The 19231-nt window shown below is 43.7% G+C and carries 18 protein-coding genes; 14 read left to right on the top strand and 4 right to left on the bottom strand.

From position 1 onward, the window contains the following. Nucleotides 1–3: 3 nt before the first annotated feature. On the bottom strand, nt 4–780 hold the full coding sequence (locus Q4591_RS10435) for an NRDE family protein (RefSeq protein WP_102476486.1): 777 nt from the start codon (nt 778–780) through the stop codon (nt 4–6). A gap of 100 nt (nt 781–880) precedes the next feature. Further along, complete coding sequence (locus Q4591_RS10430; protein ID WP_102435943.1) at nt 881–2488, bottom strand: metal transporter; 1608 nt, start codon at nt 2486–2488, stop codon at nt 881–883. 224 nt (nt 2489–2712) lie between these two features. On the opposite strand from Q4591_RS10430, the gene Q4591_RS10425 reads away from it, so the two are divergent. The 3 genes from Q4591_RS10425 (at nt 2713) to Q4591_RS10415 (ending at nt 6190) form a co-directional block, all read left to right on the top strand. After that, a complete protein-coding gene (locus tag Q4591_RS10425) occupies nt 2713–3306 on the top strand; it encodes a YhgN family NAAT transporter (RefSeq protein WP_102435945.1) in 594 nt (197 codons plus the stop codon). Between the two features lie 211 nt (nt 3307–3517). Then, nucleotides 3518–3799 carry a hypothetical protein gene (locus Q4591_RS10420; RefSeq protein WP_102435947.1) on the top strand — a complete coding sequence of 94 codons (282 nt, stop codon included), beginning with the start codon at nt 3518–3520 and terminating at the stop codon, nt 3797–3799. A 12-nt stretch (nt 3800–3811) separates the two neighbouring features. Continuing rightward, nucleotides 3812–6190 (top strand): immune inhibitor A domain-containing protein, encoded by a 2379-nt coding sequence (locus Q4591_RS10415; RefSeq protein WP_303460953.1) that lies wholly within the window; start codon nt 3812–3814, stop codon nt 6188–6190. A gap of 82 nt (nt 6191–6272) precedes the next feature. Here Q4591_RS10415 and Q4591_RS10410 read toward each other — a convergent pair whose 3' ends face one another. After that, nucleotides 6273–6851, bottom strand: coding sequence for a chorismate lyase (locus Q4591_RS10410; RefSeq protein WP_102435951.1), 579 nt, complete (start codon nt 6849–6851; stop codon nt 6273–6275). Between the two features lie 107 nt (nt 6852–6958). Here Q4591_RS10410 and Q4591_RS10405 point away from each other — a divergent pair, with 107 nt between their 5' ends. Together Q4591_RS10405 and rlmF are read left to right on the top strand one after the other, a co-directional pair. Beyond that, entirely contained in the window at nt 6959–7360 is a 402-nt protein-coding gene (locus Q4591_RS10405) for a flagellar basal body-associated protein FliL (RefSeq protein WP_102435952.1), read from the top strand. Nucleotides 7361–7371: 11 nt separating this feature from the next. Further along, entirely contained in the window at nt 7372–8412 is a 1041-nt protein-coding gene (gene rlmF / locus Q4591_RS10400; RefSeq protein WP_241903444.1) for a 23S rRNA (adenine(1618)-N(6))-methyltransferase RlmF, read from the top strand. A gap of 73 nt (nt 8413–8485) precedes the next feature. On the opposite strand, the gene Q4591_RS10395 is transcribed toward rlmF, so the two are convergent. Further along, a complete protein-coding gene (locus Q4591_RS10395) occupies nt 8486–9325 on the bottom strand; it encodes a formate dehydrogenase accessory sulfurtransferase FdhD (RefSeq protein ID WP_102520200.1) in 840 nt (279 codons plus the stop codon). Nucleotides 9326–9726: 401 nt separating this feature from the next. Between Q4591_RS10395 and Q4591_RS10390 the strand changes: the two genes are divergently transcribed. From Q4591_RS10390 to Q4591_RS10350, 9 genes are all read left to right on the top strand, one after another. Further along, nucleotides 9727–10191 carry a DUF3305 domain-containing protein gene (locus Q4591_RS10390; protein ID WP_076541409.1) on the top strand — a complete coding sequence of 155 codons (465 nt, stop codon included), beginning with the start codon at nt 9727–9729 and terminating at the stop codon, nt 10189–10191. Beyond that, on the top strand, nt 10191–10814 hold the full coding sequence (locus Q4591_RS10385) for a DUF3306 domain-containing protein (RefSeq protein WP_102435958.1): 624 nt from the start codon (nt 10191–10193) through the stop codon (nt 10812–10814). The genes Q4591_RS10390 and Q4591_RS10385 overlap by 1 nt, the downstream gene beginning before the upstream one ends. 152 nt (nt 10815–10966) lie before the next feature. Further along, entirely contained in the window at nt 10967–12646 is a 1680-nt protein-coding gene (locus Q4591_RS10380) for a 4Fe-4S binding protein (protein ID WP_303460951.1), read from the top strand. 10 nt (nt 12647–12656) lie between these two features. Then, nucleotides 12657–13352, top strand: a complete 696-nt coding sequence (locus tag Q4591_RS10375) for a molecular chaperone (RefSeq protein WP_102435962.1) — start codon at nt 12657–12659, stop codon at nt 13350–13352. A 136-nt stretch (nt 13353–13488) separates the two neighbouring features. After that, on the top strand, nt 13489–13692 hold the full coding sequence (locus Q4591_RS10370; protein ID WP_102435964.1) for a twin-arginine translocation signal domain-containing protein: 204 nt from the start codon (nt 13489–13491) through the stop codon (nt 13690–13692). 17 nt (nt 13693–13709) lie between these two features. Further along, a complete protein-coding gene (locus tag Q4591_RS10365) occupies nt 13710–16559 on the top strand; it encodes a formate dehydrogenase subunit alpha (RefSeq protein WP_102435965.1) in 2850 nt (949 codons plus the stop codon). 26 nt (nt 16560–16585) lie between these two features. Then, nucleotides 16586–17182, top strand: a complete 597-nt coding sequence (gene fdh3B, locus Q4591_RS10360) for a formate dehydrogenase FDH3 subunit beta (RefSeq protein ID WP_102435967.1) — start codon at nt 16586–16588, stop codon at nt 17180–17182. Nucleotides 17183–17230: 48 nt separating this feature from the next. Continuing rightward, nucleotides 17231–18241: a formate dehydrogenase subunit gamma gene (locus Q4591_RS10355; protein WP_102435969.1), complete on the top strand. Its 1011-nt coding sequence runs from the start codon at nt 17231–17233 to the stop codon at nt 18239–18241. 785 nt (nt 18242–19026) lie between these two features. Further along, nucleotides 19027–19224 carry a twin-arginine translocation signal domain-containing protein gene (locus tag Q4591_RS10350; RefSeq protein WP_102435971.1) on the top strand — a complete coding sequence of 66 codons (198 nt, stop codon included), beginning with the start codon at nt 19027–19029 and terminating at the stop codon, nt 19222–19224. Nucleotides 19225–19231 lie beyond the last annotated feature (7 nt).

Here is a 19231-nt window from a genome sequence, read left to right as displayed (position 1 = left end):
GACTTAGGGTGTTATAACAAAATGCTGTTGCCCTAAGTTTCGAGCTTTGCCGTCATAACGCACTTCATAAAAGTCGATGTTGCCGTTTTTATCTCGCATTACCACACTGGTTGAGCGGGTGCCATATTCTGGATGGCGAATAAAAATCGACGACAACAGCCTTTCCCACTCAATTTCAATGCCAGTACTAGGTAGGCTGCTATCTTCAGCTTGAGATTCATCACGCATAAATGCCAACATTTGTTCAATATTGGGCTGCTTTTCAGCTAATAGATGCTGCTCTAACGCCTGTAATCCCTTGGCCATTTTCGGCCAGACATCATCTATAGCGCCATTACTCACAGCATGAAAACCTTTAGTTAATGGCGTGTTCTCAGCAGTGACGCTATTAAAACAGTAAAGTTGCTGCTGCTGCTGATAAACAAGATTAAACGGACTGTAATTAGCGCTGTGTTGGCGTAGCCAATCAAGGCTGACATCTTGGCGAAGATCGAGAGCGTTAACCACCAGTTCGCCGCGACTTCTTAGGCCATCGGCTTGTTGATTGCGAATATTGGTAAGGCCTGCAAAGTGACCTTGTTGATTCACTCCAAGCCAAGTGCCGCCAGCTTGTAGGTCTTTGCCTGCTAATATCGACTGAGATTGAGGTAAACTGCTGTTAGCAACTGTTTGCCAAAAATGGGCTGGATCGGTGGCGCGATGATGAAACTCATCACGATTAGCGCACACAATCAGTGGCCATTGGGGATGCATGTCTACCGCGATAAATAAAATACACATAGGCTTGGTTAAGTCGGCTCAGTTATTCGGTCGATGATAAAACATCATAGCCTGAATAACATGAACCTGACAGTAACCCTCGCTTAATGCGGCGGCTTAATTAGTGGTGATGTTTATGCTCTGTTGGCGCAGCCGCAGATTTATCTGAGGTATTAGCACCATGGGCGTGTCCATGGGAGTGATCGTGGTTATGATCATGGTTATGACCGCTAAACTTAATCATTAAGCGACTTAAGAACTTACGTGGTCCTAAGCGCAGTAAGCTAGCACTAAAGATTAATCCCACCACAACTAATCCCGCAATATTAACGTTATTTGGCAAGGTGAGTAACTGGTGCCAATCAACCAGATACTGGTGTGCGAATAACAACGCGACGGCTAATACAGCTGACAATGACAAGCGCATGCTCCAGCTCATTAGCTTTAACTGGCTAAGGCTAAGCACAGGCGCTGCAATAAGTGCAAATGCCACTGCGACATTGCTCCAGCCGCTATAGGCTAATGATAATGCCAGTACTGCCGCGCCTAAATTACAAAAACGCATCGGTAGAAAGACGACTAACAAGATTAATACTTGCAGTGCTGGGTGCTCAAGATGTACCGACGGATGACCAATGAGGTTGGCTAAAATTAAGCTAAGGGCAATCCAGGGCGCGCTGCGATCCACTAAATGTGCAAACCCAAAGCGCCAAGCCGATTGCGGTAAATTCTCGTGGGGATCGGTAAGTTCAACTTTACCCAAGCTGAGTAACGTGCCAATCGCCAACAATGAAATAGCTTGATATATGGCAAACCAAGGCCCCAATAATAGCAAGGTGATCAGCAAGGCTTCAGGGCCCGCTAGACGCTGTAACCAGCGACTGGAGAGGCTACTGTTTTGCGGGGTTAACCCAGCTTTGAAGCGCGCAGTGGCAATTAAGTAACTGGCAATTAATATTGGCGAGATGGTCAGTAACCAAGACATAAACTGATCCGAGCCATGGCTGTGATGGGCGTGTGCGTGGGCATGGCCACCACTGTCCATTAACAATAATACAGTTAGTAATGCGACCCCCAATAAACTGCCAATGCCTGCTTGGTATTGATAGCGACCTTGATGATCTTCTTCGTGTTGTCCGTGGGGCTGATGTAGCACCACATGCAAAATTGATCCGGTAACAAAGGCTTGTAAATAAACGGTATTATCTAAGCTGAGGCTATCGAGTAGTTGCTCGCCAGCAAAGTAACCCAAGCCTGTGAGTACCATCATCGCAGCTAATACCGCACTGGCCCAGCGGGTACCAACCTGGGGTTTTAATAGCCACCAAATTGCCACACCAACGGGTAAGCGATGCATAATCACTCCCAGCGCTAATAAGCTAGAGTTACCCTCTTGTTGGGCTAAAACCATGGCGCCACCATCGGTAATGGTGTGCAGCAATAGTCCGCCAATCCCTAAAGTTAGGGTAACGTTATGGGTAATATCTGAGTAGCGGTGGAAAAGCCGTTCACTGGCTGTGGGACCCCATAAGCCAAGCACCACGAACAGCAAAGTGATAAAACCACCATGTTCAAGGAGTTCAGGCAAAATATGGATAAGCACCAACCCGCCTAATGAGACGAAGATAAATCCATCTAAGCCTTTTTGTAGCCCACTCCCTGATGAGAAGTAGCGATAAAAAAGCGGTCCGAATAAAAGTGCAATACAACTAGCAGCTAGATAGAGCATGGGATCCAAAGAATCAATGAAACGGAAAAAACACCGCAGTATATCGCAGTCTTTCAATTAACTTAATACTTGCTTTGCTTGATTATCACTCATGATGACAATTTACACGGTAAAGATAGCCTTCAGCGTTGCAAGATAGAGCGAAAGTCACGGTTATTTCTGCCAAATGACTGTATTAAGTATACAATAGTAGCTCATTGTTAATAATTAATAGAACTAATGTAATGGACATCTTTTCTGCTGCAGTCATGCTTTTCCTGATTATGGACCCTTTGGGCAACTTGCCTATTTTTGCTTCAATTTTGCGACATATTGAACCCAAAAAACGCCGCCGAGTGCTTATTCGTGAATTATTGTTTGCGCTGGCAATCATGTTGCTGTTCTTGTTTGCCGGCGAGGTGATCCTTAATTTTCTTAGCCTGCGTCAAGAGTCAGTGAGTATTGCAGGCGGGATTATTTTGTTCTTAATTGCCATTAGGATGATTTTCCCACAACCGGGCGGCGTGGTAGGTTTAGCCGCCGGTGAAGAGCCATTTATTGTTCCTATGGCTATACCGTTAATGGCTGGGCCATCAGTGTTAGCTGCATTAATATTATTGGCGCACAGTGACAGTAGCAGAATGATGGATTGGACTATTGCCTTAGTGGCGGCTTGGGGTGTGAGCGCAGTTATCTTACTATTCTATAAAGTCTTTACTCGCATATTAGGCGAAAAAGGCTTAACCGCAGTCGAGCGTCTAATGGGTATGGTGCTGGTAATGATTTCGGTGCAAATGTTCTTAGACGGGGTGTCGAGCTATTTAAAAACTGCCGGCTAATCAGCTCATGTCAGGCATCGCTATAGTCAACAAGGCCGCTTAATGCGGCCTTTTGGTTTTCTACGCAATATTCTCTACCTTTCAGTTTATCTTCGATTATTTTTTACTTCTTTAGTTGTATAAAAATCGCTCTAAAAAGTTGTGTAAAGCCGTTTTAGCAACTTTACTTAATATTACTCTTTGATTCATCTTCGTTGTTTGGGCGTTCATTATGCGCATTGTATTCGCTATCTTTTTTAGCTGGGTTATTTGGGGCTGTAGCCATAGTAATAGCGCCGAAAACGGCTCTAATCAGACCCAATTAACGCATCAAAATAATACCATTCAATGTGGGGCAATACCTCCTCCTTTAGATATGTCCGGCGTTAAACAGAATTTAATCAAAAGTGGTGAAATAACGACAGATATGAGTGAACAACAGCAACAAGAGATTGTTCGTCGTTATATCGCCAAGCGTAACAATGCATTTAAAAAGTGCAATCAAAGGAAGTAAAGGAGGCACAGGATGCCTATTCAATGGAGTAAAATCTTTACTGGTGCTATGACCATATTGGCAATGACTCTTTTTTCGTTAAACGCCATGGCAGCGCCGAGTCAATACGCTTCTCCTGCAGATGCTGGGGTAATGAATCAGCAACAGATCCAATACTGGTTGATTAAGCGCGGTGAGCTGGCAATTGATGCCAGCGAGGCAGCAAAGCAAGCTGCGGTAGAGAAGTTCACTCGCAAAGCAAGTCATAATTATCTGCCTGCTGAGGTCAAAATACTAAAGCAAATAGCTGCCAAGAATCGATCCCAACGAATAAAAGTCTCACCAGTATCAGCTCCGGCATTGGCTGACACGGATGTCACCAAAACCGTGAATGTGCTGGCGGTATTGGTCGACTTTCCTGATTTACCCTATAACGCCAATCGTTTAACCAAGTCTGATACGTCAATGTTTTATGACGATTATTCCGTACAACATTATCAAGATTTGCTTTTTTCTCGATCTGGATTTTCTGGACCTAACCGTGAGGTGCTTCAAACGGCTTATCAATATTTTGCTCAAGCCTCTGGTGAGAGTTTTTTCTTTCGTGGTCAGGTTAAAGGCTGGGTAACCGCCAGTAACAATGCTGCTTACTATGGCGCCAATAATTCGGTTTTCAGTGATAATGATATTGCAGTACCTGAATTGGTTATGGAAGCCGTTACTCAGGCCGTTAAAGGGATGAGCGCGACAGAATTAGCTGAATTCGATAGTGAAGATCCATTTGATTTTAATAACAACGGCAATGAAAATGAGCCTGATGGCATCATAGACCACATTGTCATATTTCATTCCAGTATTGGTGAAGAGGCGGGCGGCGGCGTGTTAGGCACCGATGCTATTTGGTCGCATCGCTTTTTTGTTGGTGCCAATAGCCAAGGACAAGCTCTTCCTGGCACGTCAATGAAAGTTTATGGCTATACCATTCAGCCTATCGACTCAGGTACCGGGGTCGTTACCCATGAGTTTGGTCATGATTTAGGCCTGCCTGATGAATACGACACTAATCTGGGGGATGGCGCGCCAGTGGGTTACTGGTCGTTAATGGCAAGTGGTACTTGGGTGGGTCAAGCGCAAGCGGGTAATCCTTATATTGCTGGCAGTAAGCCTGCGGGCTTAAGTCCTTATGCCCGTTCATATCTGCAACAACGTTACCAAGGCAAGTGGGTCAATGAGCAAGCCATCGACTTGGCCGATATTACTGCTGAAGGTTTGACTGCTGAGGTTTTTGCAGCAGTTAATGCTGATGCTGTGAATCAATTGTCCATCGCATTACCCAATCCCCCCTTCGCCTTTAAGTCACCTTTAGTTGGCGACTATCAATACCATTCAGGTAAAGGCCATCAACTTACCAATAGTCTGAGTTTCGAGGTAGATTTACCCGCTGACGCACAGATTGAGCTTGTTATGCAGGCACATTGGAGCATAGAAACAGATTATGACTATATGCAATTGTTGATTGATGGCGTAGCCATTGTCGGCAACCATACCAGTGCCAGTAACCCTCTGTTCAACAATGTAGAGCACTATATTTCTGGGGTATCGAGCGATATAGCTGGCGCTTCAGGAACAGATGCTTGGGTTGAACTGGTTTATGACTTGAGCGATTTTTCAGGGCAAAGTGTGCAAGTTGAAATGAGCTATGTAACGGATCAAGCTGTAGGTGACTACGGTATTGTTATTGACCAAATTGAAATTAATCAGCAAGGCGTCAACATTTACCAAGACGGGGCCGAAGAGCAAGGCAAAGTTGATTTAGTGGGTTTTTCAAGGATCGATGATACCTTACCCGGTTTGCCGCAACGCTATATTGTGCAACTGAGAAACCATCAAGGTATTGATGCGGGCTTGCAAAGTGTCGGCTACGAGCCCGGTATTTTATTATGGCTCGAAAATAACAACTATGAAGATAACAATGTCGCCGAGCATGAAGGTTATGGCTTTATTGGGGTTATTGATGCTGACCAGAGTCTAATAACTGGCGGGTCTTCAAGTGTGCAGGTACGTGATGCCAGCTTTAGCTTATATCCTCAGTCAAGCTACGCTAACGATAGCGCTCTAAGTAACTTTAGTTTATTTGATGATAATGCTGATTACTCAGCGCCCCTGCAACCACAATCAGGCATGGTGTTACCTGAACTGGGCTTAACGATGGAGGTGCAGGCGCAATCGTCAGACAGCTCAAGGGCAATAGTCGAATTTAAACTAAATGGTGTAGTTACTTCAGAGTTTATGGGCGAAAACCAGACAATTGCTGGCGACGATGGATCTCAAAGCAGTAGTGGCGGTAGTTTAGCTGGGGTGTATTTGTTGCTACTGAGCTTACTTCTTGTAAAGCGCTCGACTAAAACATAAGGCTATAAGCTTTATGGTTACTTTACAAATAGCCATGATGTTGCCAACGTATGGTAAACCGCATGGCTTTGTTGGACTAACTTTAACAAGATTGCTTTAGTGTTAAGGCGTTAATTTGCTTAACCGCATAAGGAAGGAAAATTTCGCTAACAATAATGTCTTGGTTGGCTAAGTTAAAGTAACGGCGACGTCCCCAAAGTGAAGAGGTGACAGGTTGGGACAGGCGGGTTGCCAGTTGGGCTAGCTTAGTGCAGCTTTCAAATTCAGCGACCTCTATTTTGCCCGGGACAATATCAGCACTGGTAAACAGTAGTTCACCCAATGGGCGCTTACCTAAGGCTTTAAAGTTGTGTTGATCATTGGCTAGGTTCTCAGGGATTAAGGTGCGTGCAAACACCCAAGGCTCGCCATCAAGGCACAGCAGTACTTCTCTTACCCAAACCTGCTTTTGCTGCGGGCATTCCCCTGCTAATGGTGTAGTAAGTTGTTCGCCAAGGACTTTAACTTCAAAATCGTGGCAACAGCCTTTAAGCTTTTGGGTTAAACTACCGGTAGCGAGTAACCATTCTTTTAGTGCCGATTGCGGCATAGAATTGATTGCATCAGGTGAAAACCACTGGATTGATTCACCATACGGGAAGCTAAGACTGGTCACGTTCATTCAATACTCGTTACAATATACTCAAACGAGTGCAGTTTATCATGACAGAGCAATGGCTGGATAGCCGCTGCTATTAGGCAGATTTAAATAATGGAGTTTGATTAACTATGGCAAAGTACCTATTCGCAGTGTTAGTTGCACTGTTTTTTTTCCCCAATGCGCATAGCGCAGATGACAAAGCCACTGGGAACTTTGCTTACTATGGTTTCGAACCTGACATTGTCACTAACTATATCTCTAACCGCAAAAAACTCGGTTTTGTAAAAATCAGTGTTGAGTTAATGGTTAAAGATCCTAAACAATTGCAGCAGATAGAGCACCATGATCCGTTACTGCGAGCCGCCATCGTTGAAGTGCTAGGAAATCAGCCTGAAGACAAGGTTAAGTCCTTGACCGGAAGAGAGGATATTCGTCGTGCGTGCTTTGAAACGGTTAATCGACTGCTAGAAGCTGAAACGGGTGAACAGTCCGTGGTTAATTTACTGTTTACTAAATACCTATATGATTAATGAACATTTGCATGAAAAACAGTAAAGCTGGCAACAAAACGAACAAGCAAACATCTGCGGCAAGCAAAGGCGTCGCTCATACTCAAGTGAAAACACTACACCCGCGAAATAAGCATAATCAAGGTTATGATTTCGAAGGATTAATAAAAAAGTGTCCCAAATTGTCCCACTTTGTCAGACCAAACCCCTACGGTAATCTTTCAATCGACTTCTCAGATCCTGAAGCGGTCAAAAGCCTCAACGCAGCAATTTTATTGACTGATTATCACATTGAGCAGTGGGATATTCCGGCAGGGTTCTTGTGCCCGCCAGTACCAGGTCGAGTAGATTATTTGCATTACATTGCTGATTTACTGGCTGTTAATGGTAAAGCGCCTAAAGGAAATAAGATCCGTGCATTGGATATTGGCACCGGTGCTAATGGTATTTATCCATTATTAGGGGTTAAAAGCTATGGTTGGCAGTTTGTAGCCAGCGATATTGACCCAGTTTCAATTGCAAATGTCGCTGAAATTATTAGCCATAACCCTGATTTAGCATCGAAAATTGACCTGCGCCAACAGACTAATCCTCAAGCTATTTTTAGCGGAATTATCGGGGATAATGAGCGCTTTGATATTACTCTGTGCAACCCGCCATTTCATCGCTCATTAGCCGAAGCGAGTCAAGGCAGCGCCAAGAAAAATGCCAATTTAGCCGCCAACAGAGCTAAAAAGCACAGCCAAAAGCCAGCCGTTAGCTCAAGTAGTGCCGCACTTAATTTTGGTGGGCAAAAAGCTGAGTTATGGTGTGAAGGTGGTGAGCAGCAGTTTTTAACGAATATGATTAAAGAAAGTCAGCAGTTTGGGCAACAATGTTTGTGGTTTAGCTCATTAGTGTCCAAGTCAGAAAACCTAAAGCCCTGTTATCAATTATTAAAACAGTTACATGCCGATAGTGTGCAGACCATTGAAATGAAGCAAGGCAATAAAATTACCCGGGTTTTAGCTTGGAGTTATTTGCCCGAAGCGGCAAGAAAGCAGTGGGCTAAATTTAGGCATAATGCTATTTAGCATAGGGTTACATGATGAGTGATAACAAGGTGGTCATCACCTTGTTATCACTTGTTTGCGTTAATAGGTAACGCTAAACTTTCATCGCATCAAATTCAATATTTTCTGCGCCGTGGTAAACCAAGAAGTGACGCCCCTTGGCTCTGGCAATAATAGTGATCCCCAACTTTTGAGCTAGTTCTAACCCCATCTGAGTGACACCACTGCGTGATAACAATACTGGTATACCCATCTTGGCAATTTTTATCACCATTTCAGAGGTTAAACGGCCAGTGGTATAGAAAATCTTATCGTGCCCATTTTCACCTTCAAGCCACATGTCGCCCGCGAGGGTATCAACCGCGTTATGGCGGCCAACATCCTCAATGAAAGCTAAAATTTGGTCGTCTTTACAAATGCCGCAACCATGGACGGCACCGGCATTTTTGTAGGTTTCATTATAAGCACTAATGTTTTTTAGCAGGCTATATAAGGTTGATTGTTGTAATTGGGGCGTTGGCAGCTTTATATCATCGAGCCCTTGCATGAAACCACCGTAAACAGTACCTTGACCGCAACCTGAAGTGACGGTTTTTTCAGATAATTGTTTATCTAAATCAGCTGTTTGCTCTTTAGTCAAAATGGCTGCAGAGTCAACATCCCAATCGACGATAATTGATTCAAGTAAGCTGGCATCGTTAATAAAGCCCTGATTTTTCAAGTAACCCAAAGCTAATGACTCAGGTTTTGCGCCCAAGGTCATTAAGGTCACTATGGGTTGCCAGTTCAAATATACCGTTAATGGTCTTTCACAGGCCACGAATTTATCAACACTCTCTCCTTGCTCATTAATTGCTTTAACTGCAATTGTAAGGGGAACTTCAGCATTGGTTTTGACCAGTTTTAGCGATTTATTAGCATTTGATTGGGTCATTGAAAGTGTGGCCTCTGAAATAGTTAACTAGCTCGGTAGTGAGGATGGTAATGAAAACTAATTAACTATCAGCATAGCAACTTTTATTCCCGAGGCGGCAATGTAGTTTGTAAATGCGTGATCTAACTCTGATGTTAATCAGCAGCGACTAATTAACGTAGCCTTATGTCCTAGTATAATTAGCAATATAGACAAATTGTCCTACTCTTAGTGGTAATTAGGAGATCTGGATCTAGCTTTTTGTTCTTATTTATCTGGCACTATTTTTGCAGTGCACTGATTAGTTAAGAGAAATAAAGTGGTTTTTAGCTTCTAAAAATAATCAAGAGCAACTTTTAAGTCGTTGTTAATATATATTTTATTTATTTCTTGTGGATTTATGTTTTAAGGGCAAGGCTTGTATGCAACACACTGAAAATGTTTGGCCTATGTATGTTTCGCTTAGAAAAGTCGAAAAAATGATGGGGCGTTGGCCCTCAATCACTTGGGAAGTGGAACAAATGGTTCCTGCGACTCATGAGGCACCTGAAGGGGCCAAATTAATATTGTTTCAACTTTATAAAGATGAACGTGGCAGTTACCGGATAAATTTAGACATGGATAACACCATGTTATATATCGTTTGTGATGAGTTATCGGATGGCACTTGGGTTCCTGCTGCTATCTCTGCAGACCAAAATATTGCCGCAGCCTGTTTGGAGTCTGAAACCCCAGTGCTGAATATCCCAATGCCAGAAGCACTGGCATGTTGGGTTGAAGCTTTCATCACCCGTCATGGCGAAGTTGAAATATCAGCTAAACGCCGTAAGCATGTGAACCGCCGAAAGGATACTGGCCCTAGCACAGATCACCTTCGGAGACATTAATGAGCAATAATTCGAAAGGTTTTTTCTCTCGTTGGACTGAGCGTCGTGAGCAAGTTGAAGCTGAAGCTGCTCGTGAGACTGAACTGCAGCAAAAGAGTGTGGCGGCAGAGGAAGAAAGCCTTGCTGACTCTTCCACTGAGGATGCCATACAAGAAGCGCCTCAGCCTGAGAAGATCCTTGAAGCTGAAGATTTACCGGATCCCGAAAAAATTGAAGTTGGAGGCAGTTTTGCTTCGTTTATGGGGGCGAATGTATCACCTCAAGCGAAATCAGCAGCGTTAAAAGCACTGTGGAAACAACCCCAATACAATGAAATCGACGGCTTACTCGAGTACGCCCTTGATTACAGTAATCAACCTAAATTGTCTGCCGAAGTTTCGGCTGAATTAGCCAAAAAAGTCTTCCGTAACGTCGTAAAAGACAAAGAAGAAACGGAAGAGCAAGAGTTACTTGCTCGTGAGGATGATGACACAGTTGTTGATACAACTGATGCCTCACCAGTATTAAATGATAAGAGCGAAATCGTGTCTGCCACTGACTTAGATACCAACCAAGACCAGAGTGATGTTCTGGGAATGGTTGATGAAGAAGCTATAACGGCTTCAAGTAGCGCTAAGGCTTAGTGTGTAGTTAAAAATTTTAGTCCACTATTTAGCGTATAAGGTGTTTTGTTTATCATTTTAAGCTGATGTATTTAAATAAATGTTTAAATACAAAATGGATTTGCAGCCCTGATAAATCACCTAAGCGTTAAAAAACTGTTCAGGAACGCAATGTGAGCAATAGTCAAACCCCGCTAGAACTAAAACAAGTTCGCCAGCAGGTATTAGCACAGACTCAAGTGATCCAAAACTTGATCCCGCCAACAGTCAGTTATACGACTGAAGGCAATGTGTTAGTCATCGGCCCAGAAGATTTGGCCCGATTAGCTGCGGATAAACTGTCAACCATGGCCAATACGGTTATTTTGGCAAATGAAGCCATTACCAGCCAAGATGAAGCTCATCTTGAAGCGGTAATGAACGCTGCAGTAAATAGCGAAAGCTATTACAACAAACTTATTTCTGTTAAAGGCTTTTTAGGTCAGTTTCAGGTAACCGTTGAGAATGAAGGCGCGGGTGAAAACCAAGCGGCGACTGAGTTAAGTCTTGTTGCTATTCGTAAGCCGCATTTTGATATGGTTTTAGACCTGAGCATGTCGCCATGTCTTAACCTTGAAATGCTACCACCAGGTTATTTCTATGTCGGTCAAGATGCAGATAAATTAGCTGATGCGCTGGAGCAAATTCCAGATTTAGTTGGTGAATTTGATAAGCCACGTTATGTGAAAGTGAACAGTGATATCTGTGCTCATAACCGTAATGGCGTCAATGGCTGTAATCGCTGTTTAAACTTCTGCCCTGCTGATGCAATTAGTAGCATCGAACAAAAAATCGAAATTGATCCTTACCTTTGTCATGGTGCGGGTAGTTGTACTAATGCTTGTCCTACAGGGGCTATCGCATTTGATTTACCAACGCCACAAGCACTTCATAGCTATATTCAAAAACTGGTTAGTCGTTACCTTGAGCAAGCACAAGCTGCCCCTGTCATCTTATTCCATGACGGTGCCGTTGGTGCAGAGCACATTACCGCAGATCTAGTGGGTGACATCATTCCAGTTGAGCTGGAAGAAATCACGGTTGCTAGCATTGATCATTGGATGTCAGCATTAGCATGGGGCGCACGTCAGGTATTGATCCTTAATACTGACGCGACAGCACCCACGTTAACGCAAATGTTAAATGGTGAACTAATATTAGCTAATAGTATTCTAGATGAAATGGGCCAACCTCAACGCATTAGCTTAATTGATACTCAAACACTAACGTCGTTGAGTGACAAACTGGCTATCAGCCTAGATTGGCCATTAATCGTACCTGCTGCGTTCACGCCAAGCACCAAGCGCGAAACATTATACGCTGCAATTGATCATTTAAATGAACAAGCAGCAGCGACTGATAGTGCCATTGCAATGAGCAATGTGCCTTACGGTGTAGTTAACGTCGAAGTTGATAAATGTACCTTGTGTATGTCTTGTGTAGCAACCTGCCCAACACAAGCATTAACCGATGGTGGTGAATCACCGTCACTGCATTTTGTAGAGCAAGACTGTGTGCAATGTGGTTTATGTGAAACCTCTTGTCCTGAAAACGTGATTAGCTTAACGCCGCAAATCAATTTGGACCAAGCAGCACGTCAGCAGCGTCAAACGTTAAAAGAAGAGGCTCCGTTCGAGTGTATTCGTTGCGGAACCGCTTTTGCTACACAATCGATGGTTCATAGAATGATCGATATGATTGGTGGACATTCTGCATTTAACGCCAATATTGAGCGCCTAAAAATGTGTGGTGATTGCCGCGTAAAAGATATGTTTGAAGACATTCTTGAAGACCCAGAGAAGCAACTTCGATAAGAGATCCAATATGACCGAATTAGTTAGAGAAATTTCAGAAAACGATCAGCTACGGGCAGATATTTACCAATTATTAGCTGCATTACTACGTCGCCATCCGAGTGAAGAACTGCTGTCATTTTTAGCTGACATCGAAATAGAAACAGAAGCTGAAGATGATAACGACATGAGCACGGCTTGGCTGGCGCTAAAGGCAGCTGCGACCCAGTACACACAAGAGCAACTTGAAGAAGAATACTTCAATATTTTCTTCGGTGTTGGCCGTGGTGAAGTATTGCCATACGGCAGCTGGTTTATGACAGGCTCGTTAATGGATAAGCCATTAGCACTGTTACGCCAAGATTTAATGCAATTAGGTTTTGCTCGCGAAGAAGACGTTAAAGAGCCAGAAGATCATGTTGCAGCATTATGTGAAGTGATGGGTACCTTGATTTTAGAGGCGCCAGGTTATCGTCAATTAGCATTTTATCAGCGCCATATTGGCAGCTGGATTGCGCGATTTTGTGACACCTTAGAGAAAACACCGAGTGCAGCGTTTTATGTGCCTGTGGCGCAGCTAGCAAAAGCATTTTTCATCATTGAAGCCAATGAGTTTGAGCAACTAAGCTTAGATATTCCAGTTAATTGCCCAGGTTCTGAAGCCGAAAAAACTGCTGCTGATGAAGCAGACAAGATTGAACCATCAACCAATGAACTTGCCTCTTAGGTAATTTTTAGGCTGTTGGTGCAAAGATTTATGCCACAGAGTTTGACTCTGTGGCATAGACTGAAAAGGAAGGCAACTTCCATAAAAACAGAGAGTAATTTTACTCTTATAACACGCGTTAAATTAAGGAGAGACTATGAAGAAGCAAGCTTCCGACATGGGTCGTCGTCAAATGCTAAAAGCATTGGCTGTCGGCAGTGCCGCTGGCGCAGTTGCCACTGTTAGCGGACAAGCTCTTGCCGCCTCACCAGAAGCTACACCCGTTGTAGGTAAAAGTGATGGTTATAGAGAAACAGACCATGTACGTAGTTATTACGACACATTACGTAGTAGCAAGTAATTTAAGGAGAATATGTGATGCGATTAACCCGCAAAACAGAAGCAGTCAAAGTCGCAGATAAACCTGCACTTGGACTCAATCGTCGCCAATTTTTGAAGTCTGCAACCCTTGCTACAGGTGGTATTGCTGCCGCTTCAATGCTGGGCGCCGGAATGATGCGTAAAGCTGAAGCGAAAGATGTTGCTTACGATGCGCCGACTGAAGTGATACGTACTATTTGTTCTCACTGCTCAGTGGGCTGTGGTATTTATGCTGAAGTGCAAAATGGTGTATGGACAGGTCAAGAACCTGCATTCGATCACCCATTTAACGCTGGTGGCCATTGCGCCAAAGGTGCTGCACTGCGTGAACATGGTCATGGTGAAAAACGTCTTAAATACCCAATGAAGCTAGAAGGAGGCAAATGGAAGAAACTTTCTTGGGAGCAAGCCATTGAAGAAGTGGGTCAAAAAGCCCTCGATATTCGTCAAGAATCTGGTCCTGATTCAGTATTTTTCATGGGTAGTGCGAAGTTTTCAAACGAACAAGCTTATATGTACCGCAAATTGGCAGCAATGTGGGGCACCAACAATGTCGACCACTCTGCACGTATTTGTCACTCTACCACTGTAGCCGGTGTTGCAAACACTTGGGGCTACGGTGCGCAATCAAACTCTTTTAACGACATGCGTAGCTCGAAAGCGATGATGTTTATCGGTTCGAACCCTTGTGAAGCTCATCCGGTTTCAATGCAACACATCCTTGAAGGTAAAGAGCGCGGCGCGAAAATTATCGTAGTCGACCCGCGTTTCACTCGAACTGCAGCTAAGTCTGACGAGTTCGTGCATATTCGTCCTGGTACGGATATTCCTTACATTTATGGTTTGTTGTGGCACATTTTTGAAAATGGTTGGGAAGACCAAACATTCATCGACCAACGTGTATACGGTATGGAACGTATCCGTGAGGAAGTGAAAAAGTGGACCCCTGCCGAAGTTGAACATGTTGCTGGCGTGCCTGAAGCGCAGATGCATCGTGTCGCCAAGTTACTGGCTGAAACTAAGCCTGGTACTGTGGTTTGGTGTATGGGTGGGACTCAGCATCACATCGGCAATGCCAATACTCGCGCTTACTGCATCTTGCAGTTAGCCCTAGGTAACATGGGTGTTTCTGGTGGTGGAACTAACATCTTCCGTGGCCATGATAACGTTCAAGGTGCAACTGACTTTGGCTTATTGTTTGATACATTGCCAGGTTACTATGGCCTTAAAACAGGTTCATGGAAACATTGGTGTAATGTATGGGACTTGGATTACGAGTGGGTTAAAGCCCGTTTCGATCAAGAGCAACGTCTAGGTCAAGATCCAATGACTTCAACGGGTATTCCATGTTCTCGCTGGCATGATGGTGTCCTTGAAGACAAATCTAAGATTGCGCAGAAAGATAATATTCGTATGTCATTCTTCTGGGGGCAATCAGTCAATACTGAAACCCGTGGTCGTGAAGTGCGTGAAGCATTGAACAAAATGGATACAGTTGTTGTTGTGGACCCATTCCCAACGATGGCAGGTGTCATGCACGAACGAACTGACGGTGTGTATTTATTACCTGCTGCAACTCAGTTTGAAACATACGGTTCAGTCTCTGCTTCAAACCGTTCACTGCAGTGGCGCTCACAAGTTATCGAACCATTATTTGAGTCAAAAGCTGACCACATTATCATGTACAAGCTGGCGAAAAAATGGGGTATCGATGCTGAGTTCTGTAAGCATATTAAAGTTAATGGCGATGAGCCGTTGATTGAAGATATGACCCGTGAGTTCAACAAAGGTATGTGGACCATTGGTTACACTGGCCAGAGCCCTGAGCGTTTGAAAATGCACCAAGAAAACTGGGGCACATTCGATATGGAAAGCTTAGAAGCGCCAGGTGGTCCAGCTAAAGGTGAAACCTACGGTTTACCTTGGCCTTGTTGGGGCACGCCAGAAAACAAACATCCAGGTACGCAAATTCTTTACCGCACTGGACGTGAAGTTAAGTATGGTGGTGGTAACTTCCGTGCACGTTACGGTGTTGAGCATAACGGTAATAATATTCTTGCTGAAGGTTCTTATTCAAAAGGATCTGAAATCAAAGACGGTTACCCAGAGTTCACCGCTGACATGCTGAAACAGCTTGGCTGGTGGGATGACTTAACTGCTGAAGAGAAAGTTCACGCTGAAGGTAAAAACTGGAAAACAGATATTTCTGGTGGTATTCAACGTGTTGCTATCAATCACGGTTGTATCCCATACGGTAATGCCAAAGCACGTTGTATTGTGTGGAACTTCCCAGATGATATCCCGATTCATCGCGAGCCGTTATATACCCCTCGTCGCGACTTAGTGGCTAAGTACCCAACTTACGAAGATCGTATGGTTGCACGTCTTCCAACTCTGTATAAGTCTATTCAAGAAAAAGACTTTGCTAAAGACTTCCCATTAGCGGTAACTACGGGTCGCTTAGTTGAGTATGAAGGTGGTGGTGAAGAAACACGCTCAAATCCATGGCTTGCAGAATTGCAGCAAGAAATGTTTATTGAGATTAACCCTGCTGATGCAGCCGACCGCGGCTTACGTGATGGTGATGATGTATTCGTTCACAGTCCAGAAGGCGCTAAAATCACAGTTAAAGCAATGGTGACTCCACGAGTCATTGCTGGTGAATGTTTCATGCCATACCATTTCGCGGGTGTATTCGAAGGCAAGAGCCTAGAGAAAAATTACCCTGAAGGAACCGTACCTTACATTATTGGTGAAGCTGCCAATACCGTAATGACCTATGGTTATGATGTTGTGACTCAGATGCAAGAGACTAAGTCTAGCTTGTGTCAGATCAGCAAAGCCTAATTAACTTGATGAGGAGATAAGCCATTATGGCAGTCATGAAATTTTTGTGTGACACAAAACGCTGCATCGAGTGTAACGGTTGCGTCACAGCTTGTAAGAACGAAAACGATTCCGCTTTAGAGTGGGGTATTCAGCGTCGCCGCGTGGTTACTATCAATGATGGTGAACCCGGTGAAGCGTCAATTTCTGTTGCATGTATGCATTGTACCGATGCTCCTTGTATGGCCGTATGTCCGGCGGATTGTTTCTATCAAACCGACGATGGCATTGTGCTACACGATAAAGATACTTGTATCGGTTGTGGTTACTGTTTTTATGCATGTCCTTTTGGAGCGCCACAGTTCCCGAAAAAGACCGCATTTGGTAGCCGCGGTAAAATGGATAAATGTACTTTCTGTGCCGGTGGCCCAGAAGAAAACCATTCCGATGCCGAGCGTCAGAAGTACGGTGCAAACCGTATTGCTGAAGGTAAGTTACCTATGTGTGCTGAGCTTTGTTCAACTAAAGCCCTGCTTGCTGGTGATGCCGAAATCGTATCGAGCATCTATCGCGAACGTATGTCTAAGCGCGGTAATCCGAATACCATTTGGGGCTATGATCCTAAAACGGGTGATATGGTTTAGACAGTGCAAAGGTTACGGGCTTTGTCCGTAACCAAGCAAGGAGTGACAATGTTAAACAAACAGTTAAACAAATCACTGCGTAGCTTGTTTGCTCTGTTGGTTCTGGTGATGGGGTTAGGTTTTGCAACCACAACCTTAGCGGCAGATGAACAATCAAGTAAGCAGCAGGCAGGGAAGGAAAACCCGGCTGAATTATGGCGAGCAGTGAAAGCTGGCGACTCTGGCTTTACAACAGCTCAAGGTATTGAACCCGGCGTACTGATTAATGTTGCGGGCAATCAAGGTCGAATAATCAGAGATGACTATATTACTCCCGGAGTGGCGTTAGCTCTCGTAGGTGTATTTGCTGCATTTTTACTATTCTACTTTGTTAATGGCCCAGCAAAATTGGCGAAGGGGTATTCAGGCAAGATGGTTGAGCGATGGTCTAAAGCAGATATTTGGCTGCATTGGATTATGGCCGTTGCCTGTTTAACGTTAATGCTAACTGGTCTGGTGATCATACTAGGTAAAATTGTTATTCAGCCCTATGTCGGTGCGAGTATTTGGGCTGGTGTTATTGGTTTTAGTAAACTAGTACATGATTGGACAGGTCCGGTATTTATCGTATCTTGGTTGCTATGTATTGTTAAATGGATGCCACTGCAAACCTTTAAGATGTATGACTTAAAATGGTTTTTAGTGGTTGGGGGTTACATCAACTTCGGTCCATTTAAAGGTAAGCATCCAGACAGTGGTTTTGCCAACGCCGGTGAAAAAATGTGGTTTTGGACCTTAGTGTTCTTTGGCCTCTTTATCAGCGTATCAGGCATCATGCTAGTGTTACCGGGATTAGATTTACCCCGTGAAGCTTCAATGGCCGCGCTACTTATTCACGGCATTAGTGCTGCGATTCTCATTGCATTTACCATTGTGCATATTTGGATGGCAACAGCATTGAGTGAAGGTGGTATGGAATCCATGGTTTCAGGCTATTGTGATGAAAATTGGGCAGTGCAGCATCACAATGTTTGGTTCGATGAAATCAAAGCTAACGGTTCGATAAAATATCAGAAGTAATAATGACTTAGCATATTTTTAGTTTGTGCTTAAAACACCTCAACAGAGTCTATCTTGTTGAGGTGTTTTTATATCTGCCTGCTGGCGGAACGGGTAGTTTTGTCAGTACCTATTTTATTGCTCACTGCTGGACGAATAAATCGCTTAATTTAGGCCGCTATTCCAACAGCTATTCCAAGAGCTATTCCAAGAGCTATTCCAAGAGCTACTTGGACCAATTTTAGTGGCTTATTGATTGCAGTTATTACTGAATTTTCTTGGACGCTTTCTGCGTGCTACTCATGCTACAAAGTAACTTGCTTGTTAATATTTACTGAGTGATTTGTGGGCAGCTAACTATTGGTTATTTTAATAACCAAAAGCACTATAGGTACAGGTTGTAAGTCCTAAAAGTTATATGGTTGCTGTGGTGTTTATTTAGACAAAAACTGTATAAAAATCCTTTTAACTCAATCGCTTTGTTAAATTATTTAACATTGTAAATGCAGCTAAAATCCCACCCCAAAGTCTTGTTCTCACACGGCATGATTTGAAAACATGACCCAGTTAACGCTTTCTTTATTTATTGGTTATTTTAGGCCAATGAACAGGTGTTAGATCATATTATTTCAGCCTCTCTCTCTATATATTAGCGGCGTAAATTTGTGGACTAGATTCATTTATATGTGTTTTTACCTTTTTAGCTCATCCACTTAACCATTGATTAACAATGGTGTTTGGTAACTAAAAAGGCCTAAGAGGGCATCTGCATGATAAGCAGATGTGTATTAAACCCAGGAGTAAAGATGAAGAAGCAACAGCCTGATCTGAACCGCAGATCTTTGCTGAAAGCCATCACCGTAGGTAGCGCTGCTACTGCAGCAATTGCTGTTTCAGGTGTGAGTGTGGCAAAAGCAACCGAGAGTAACATTAGTATCAAAGGTTCTAATGGTTACAAAGAAACTGCGCATATTCGTAGCTACTACGATAGCTTACGCGGATAATTCAGGA

It is taken from the genome of Shewanella sp. 3_MG-2023 (assembly GCF_030548765.1).
Classification (GTDB): domain Bacteria; phylum Pseudomonadota; class Gammaproteobacteria; order Enterobacterales; family Shewanellaceae; genus Shewanella.
Note: the sequence above shows the minus strand (reverse complement) of the source record. Positions and strands in the feature narration are given on the sequence as shown.

What these genes read in the sequence shown, in the direction of transcription:
- Q4591_RS10405 (WP_102435952.1), top strand. Translation starts at nt 6,959, where the DNA reads ATGGCAAAGTACCTATTCGCAGTGTTAGTTGCACTGTTTTTTTTCCCC.
- Q4591_RS10350 (WP_102435971.1), top strand. Translation starts at nt 19,027, where the DNA reads ATGAAGAAGCAACAGCCTGATCTGAACCGCAGATCTTTGCTGAAAGCC.
- Q4591_RS10365 (WP_102435965.1), top strand. Translation starts at nt 13,710, where the DNA reads ATGCGATTAACCCGCAAAACAGAAGCAGTCAAAGTCGCAGATAAACCT.
- Q4591_RS10410 (WP_102435951.1), bottom strand. Translation starts at nt 6,851, where the DNA reads ATGAACGTGACCAGTCTTAGCTTCCCGTATGGTGAATCAATCCAGTGG.
- Q4591_RS10375 (WP_102435962.1), top strand. Translation starts at nt 12,657, where the DNA reads ATGACCGAATTAGTTAGAGAAATTTCAGAAAACGATCAGCTACGGGCA.
- Q4591_RS10370 (WP_102435964.1), top strand. Translation starts at nt 13,489, where the DNA reads ATGAAGAAGCAAGCTTCCGACATGGGTCGTCGTCAAATGCTAAAAGCA.
- Q4591_RS10395 (WP_102520200.1), bottom strand. Translation starts at nt 9,325, where the DNA reads ATGACCCAATCAAATGCTAATAAATCGCTAAAACTGGTCAAAACCAAT.
- Q4591_RS10355 (WP_102435969.1), top strand. Translation starts at nt 17,231, where the DNA reads ATGTTAAACAAACAGTTAAACAAATCACTGCGTAGCTTGTTTGCTCTG.
- Q4591_RS10425 (WP_102435945.1), top strand. Translation starts at nt 2,713, where the DNA reads ATGGACATCTTTTCTGCTGCAGTCATGCTTTTCCTGATTATGGACCCT.
- rlmF (WP_241903444.1), top strand. Translation starts at nt 7,372, where the DNA reads ATGAAAAACAGTAAAGCTGGCAACAAAACGAACAAGCAAACATCTGCG.
- Q4591_RS10420 (WP_102435947.1), top strand. Translation starts at nt 3,518, where the DNA reads ATGCGCATTGTATTCGCTATCTTTTTTAGCTGGGTTATTTGGGGCTGT.
- Q4591_RS10430 (WP_102435943.1), bottom strand. Translation starts at nt 2,488, where the DNA reads ATGCTCTATCTAGCTGCTAGTTGTATTGCACTTTTATTCGGACCGCTT.
- Q4591_RS10435 (WP_102476486.1), bottom strand. Translation starts at nt 780, where the DNA reads ATGTGTATTTTATTTATCGCGGTAGACATGCATCCCCAATGGCCACTG.
- fdh3B (WP_102435967.1), top strand. Translation starts at nt 16,586, where the DNA reads ATGGCAGTCATGAAATTTTTGTGTGACACAAAACGCTGCATCGAGTGT.
- Q4591_RS10390 (WP_076541409.1), top strand. Translation starts at nt 9,727, where the DNA reads ATGCAACACACTGAAAATGTTTGGCCTATGTATGTTTCGCTTAGAAAA.
- Q4591_RS10415 (WP_303460953.1), top strand. Translation starts at nt 3,812, where the DNA reads ATGCCTATTCAATGGAGTAAAATCTTTACTGGTGCTATGACCATATTG.
- Q4591_RS10385 (WP_102435958.1), top strand. Translation starts at nt 10,191, where the DNA reads ATGAGCAATAATTCGAAAGGTTTTTTCTCTCGTTGGACTGAGCGTCGT.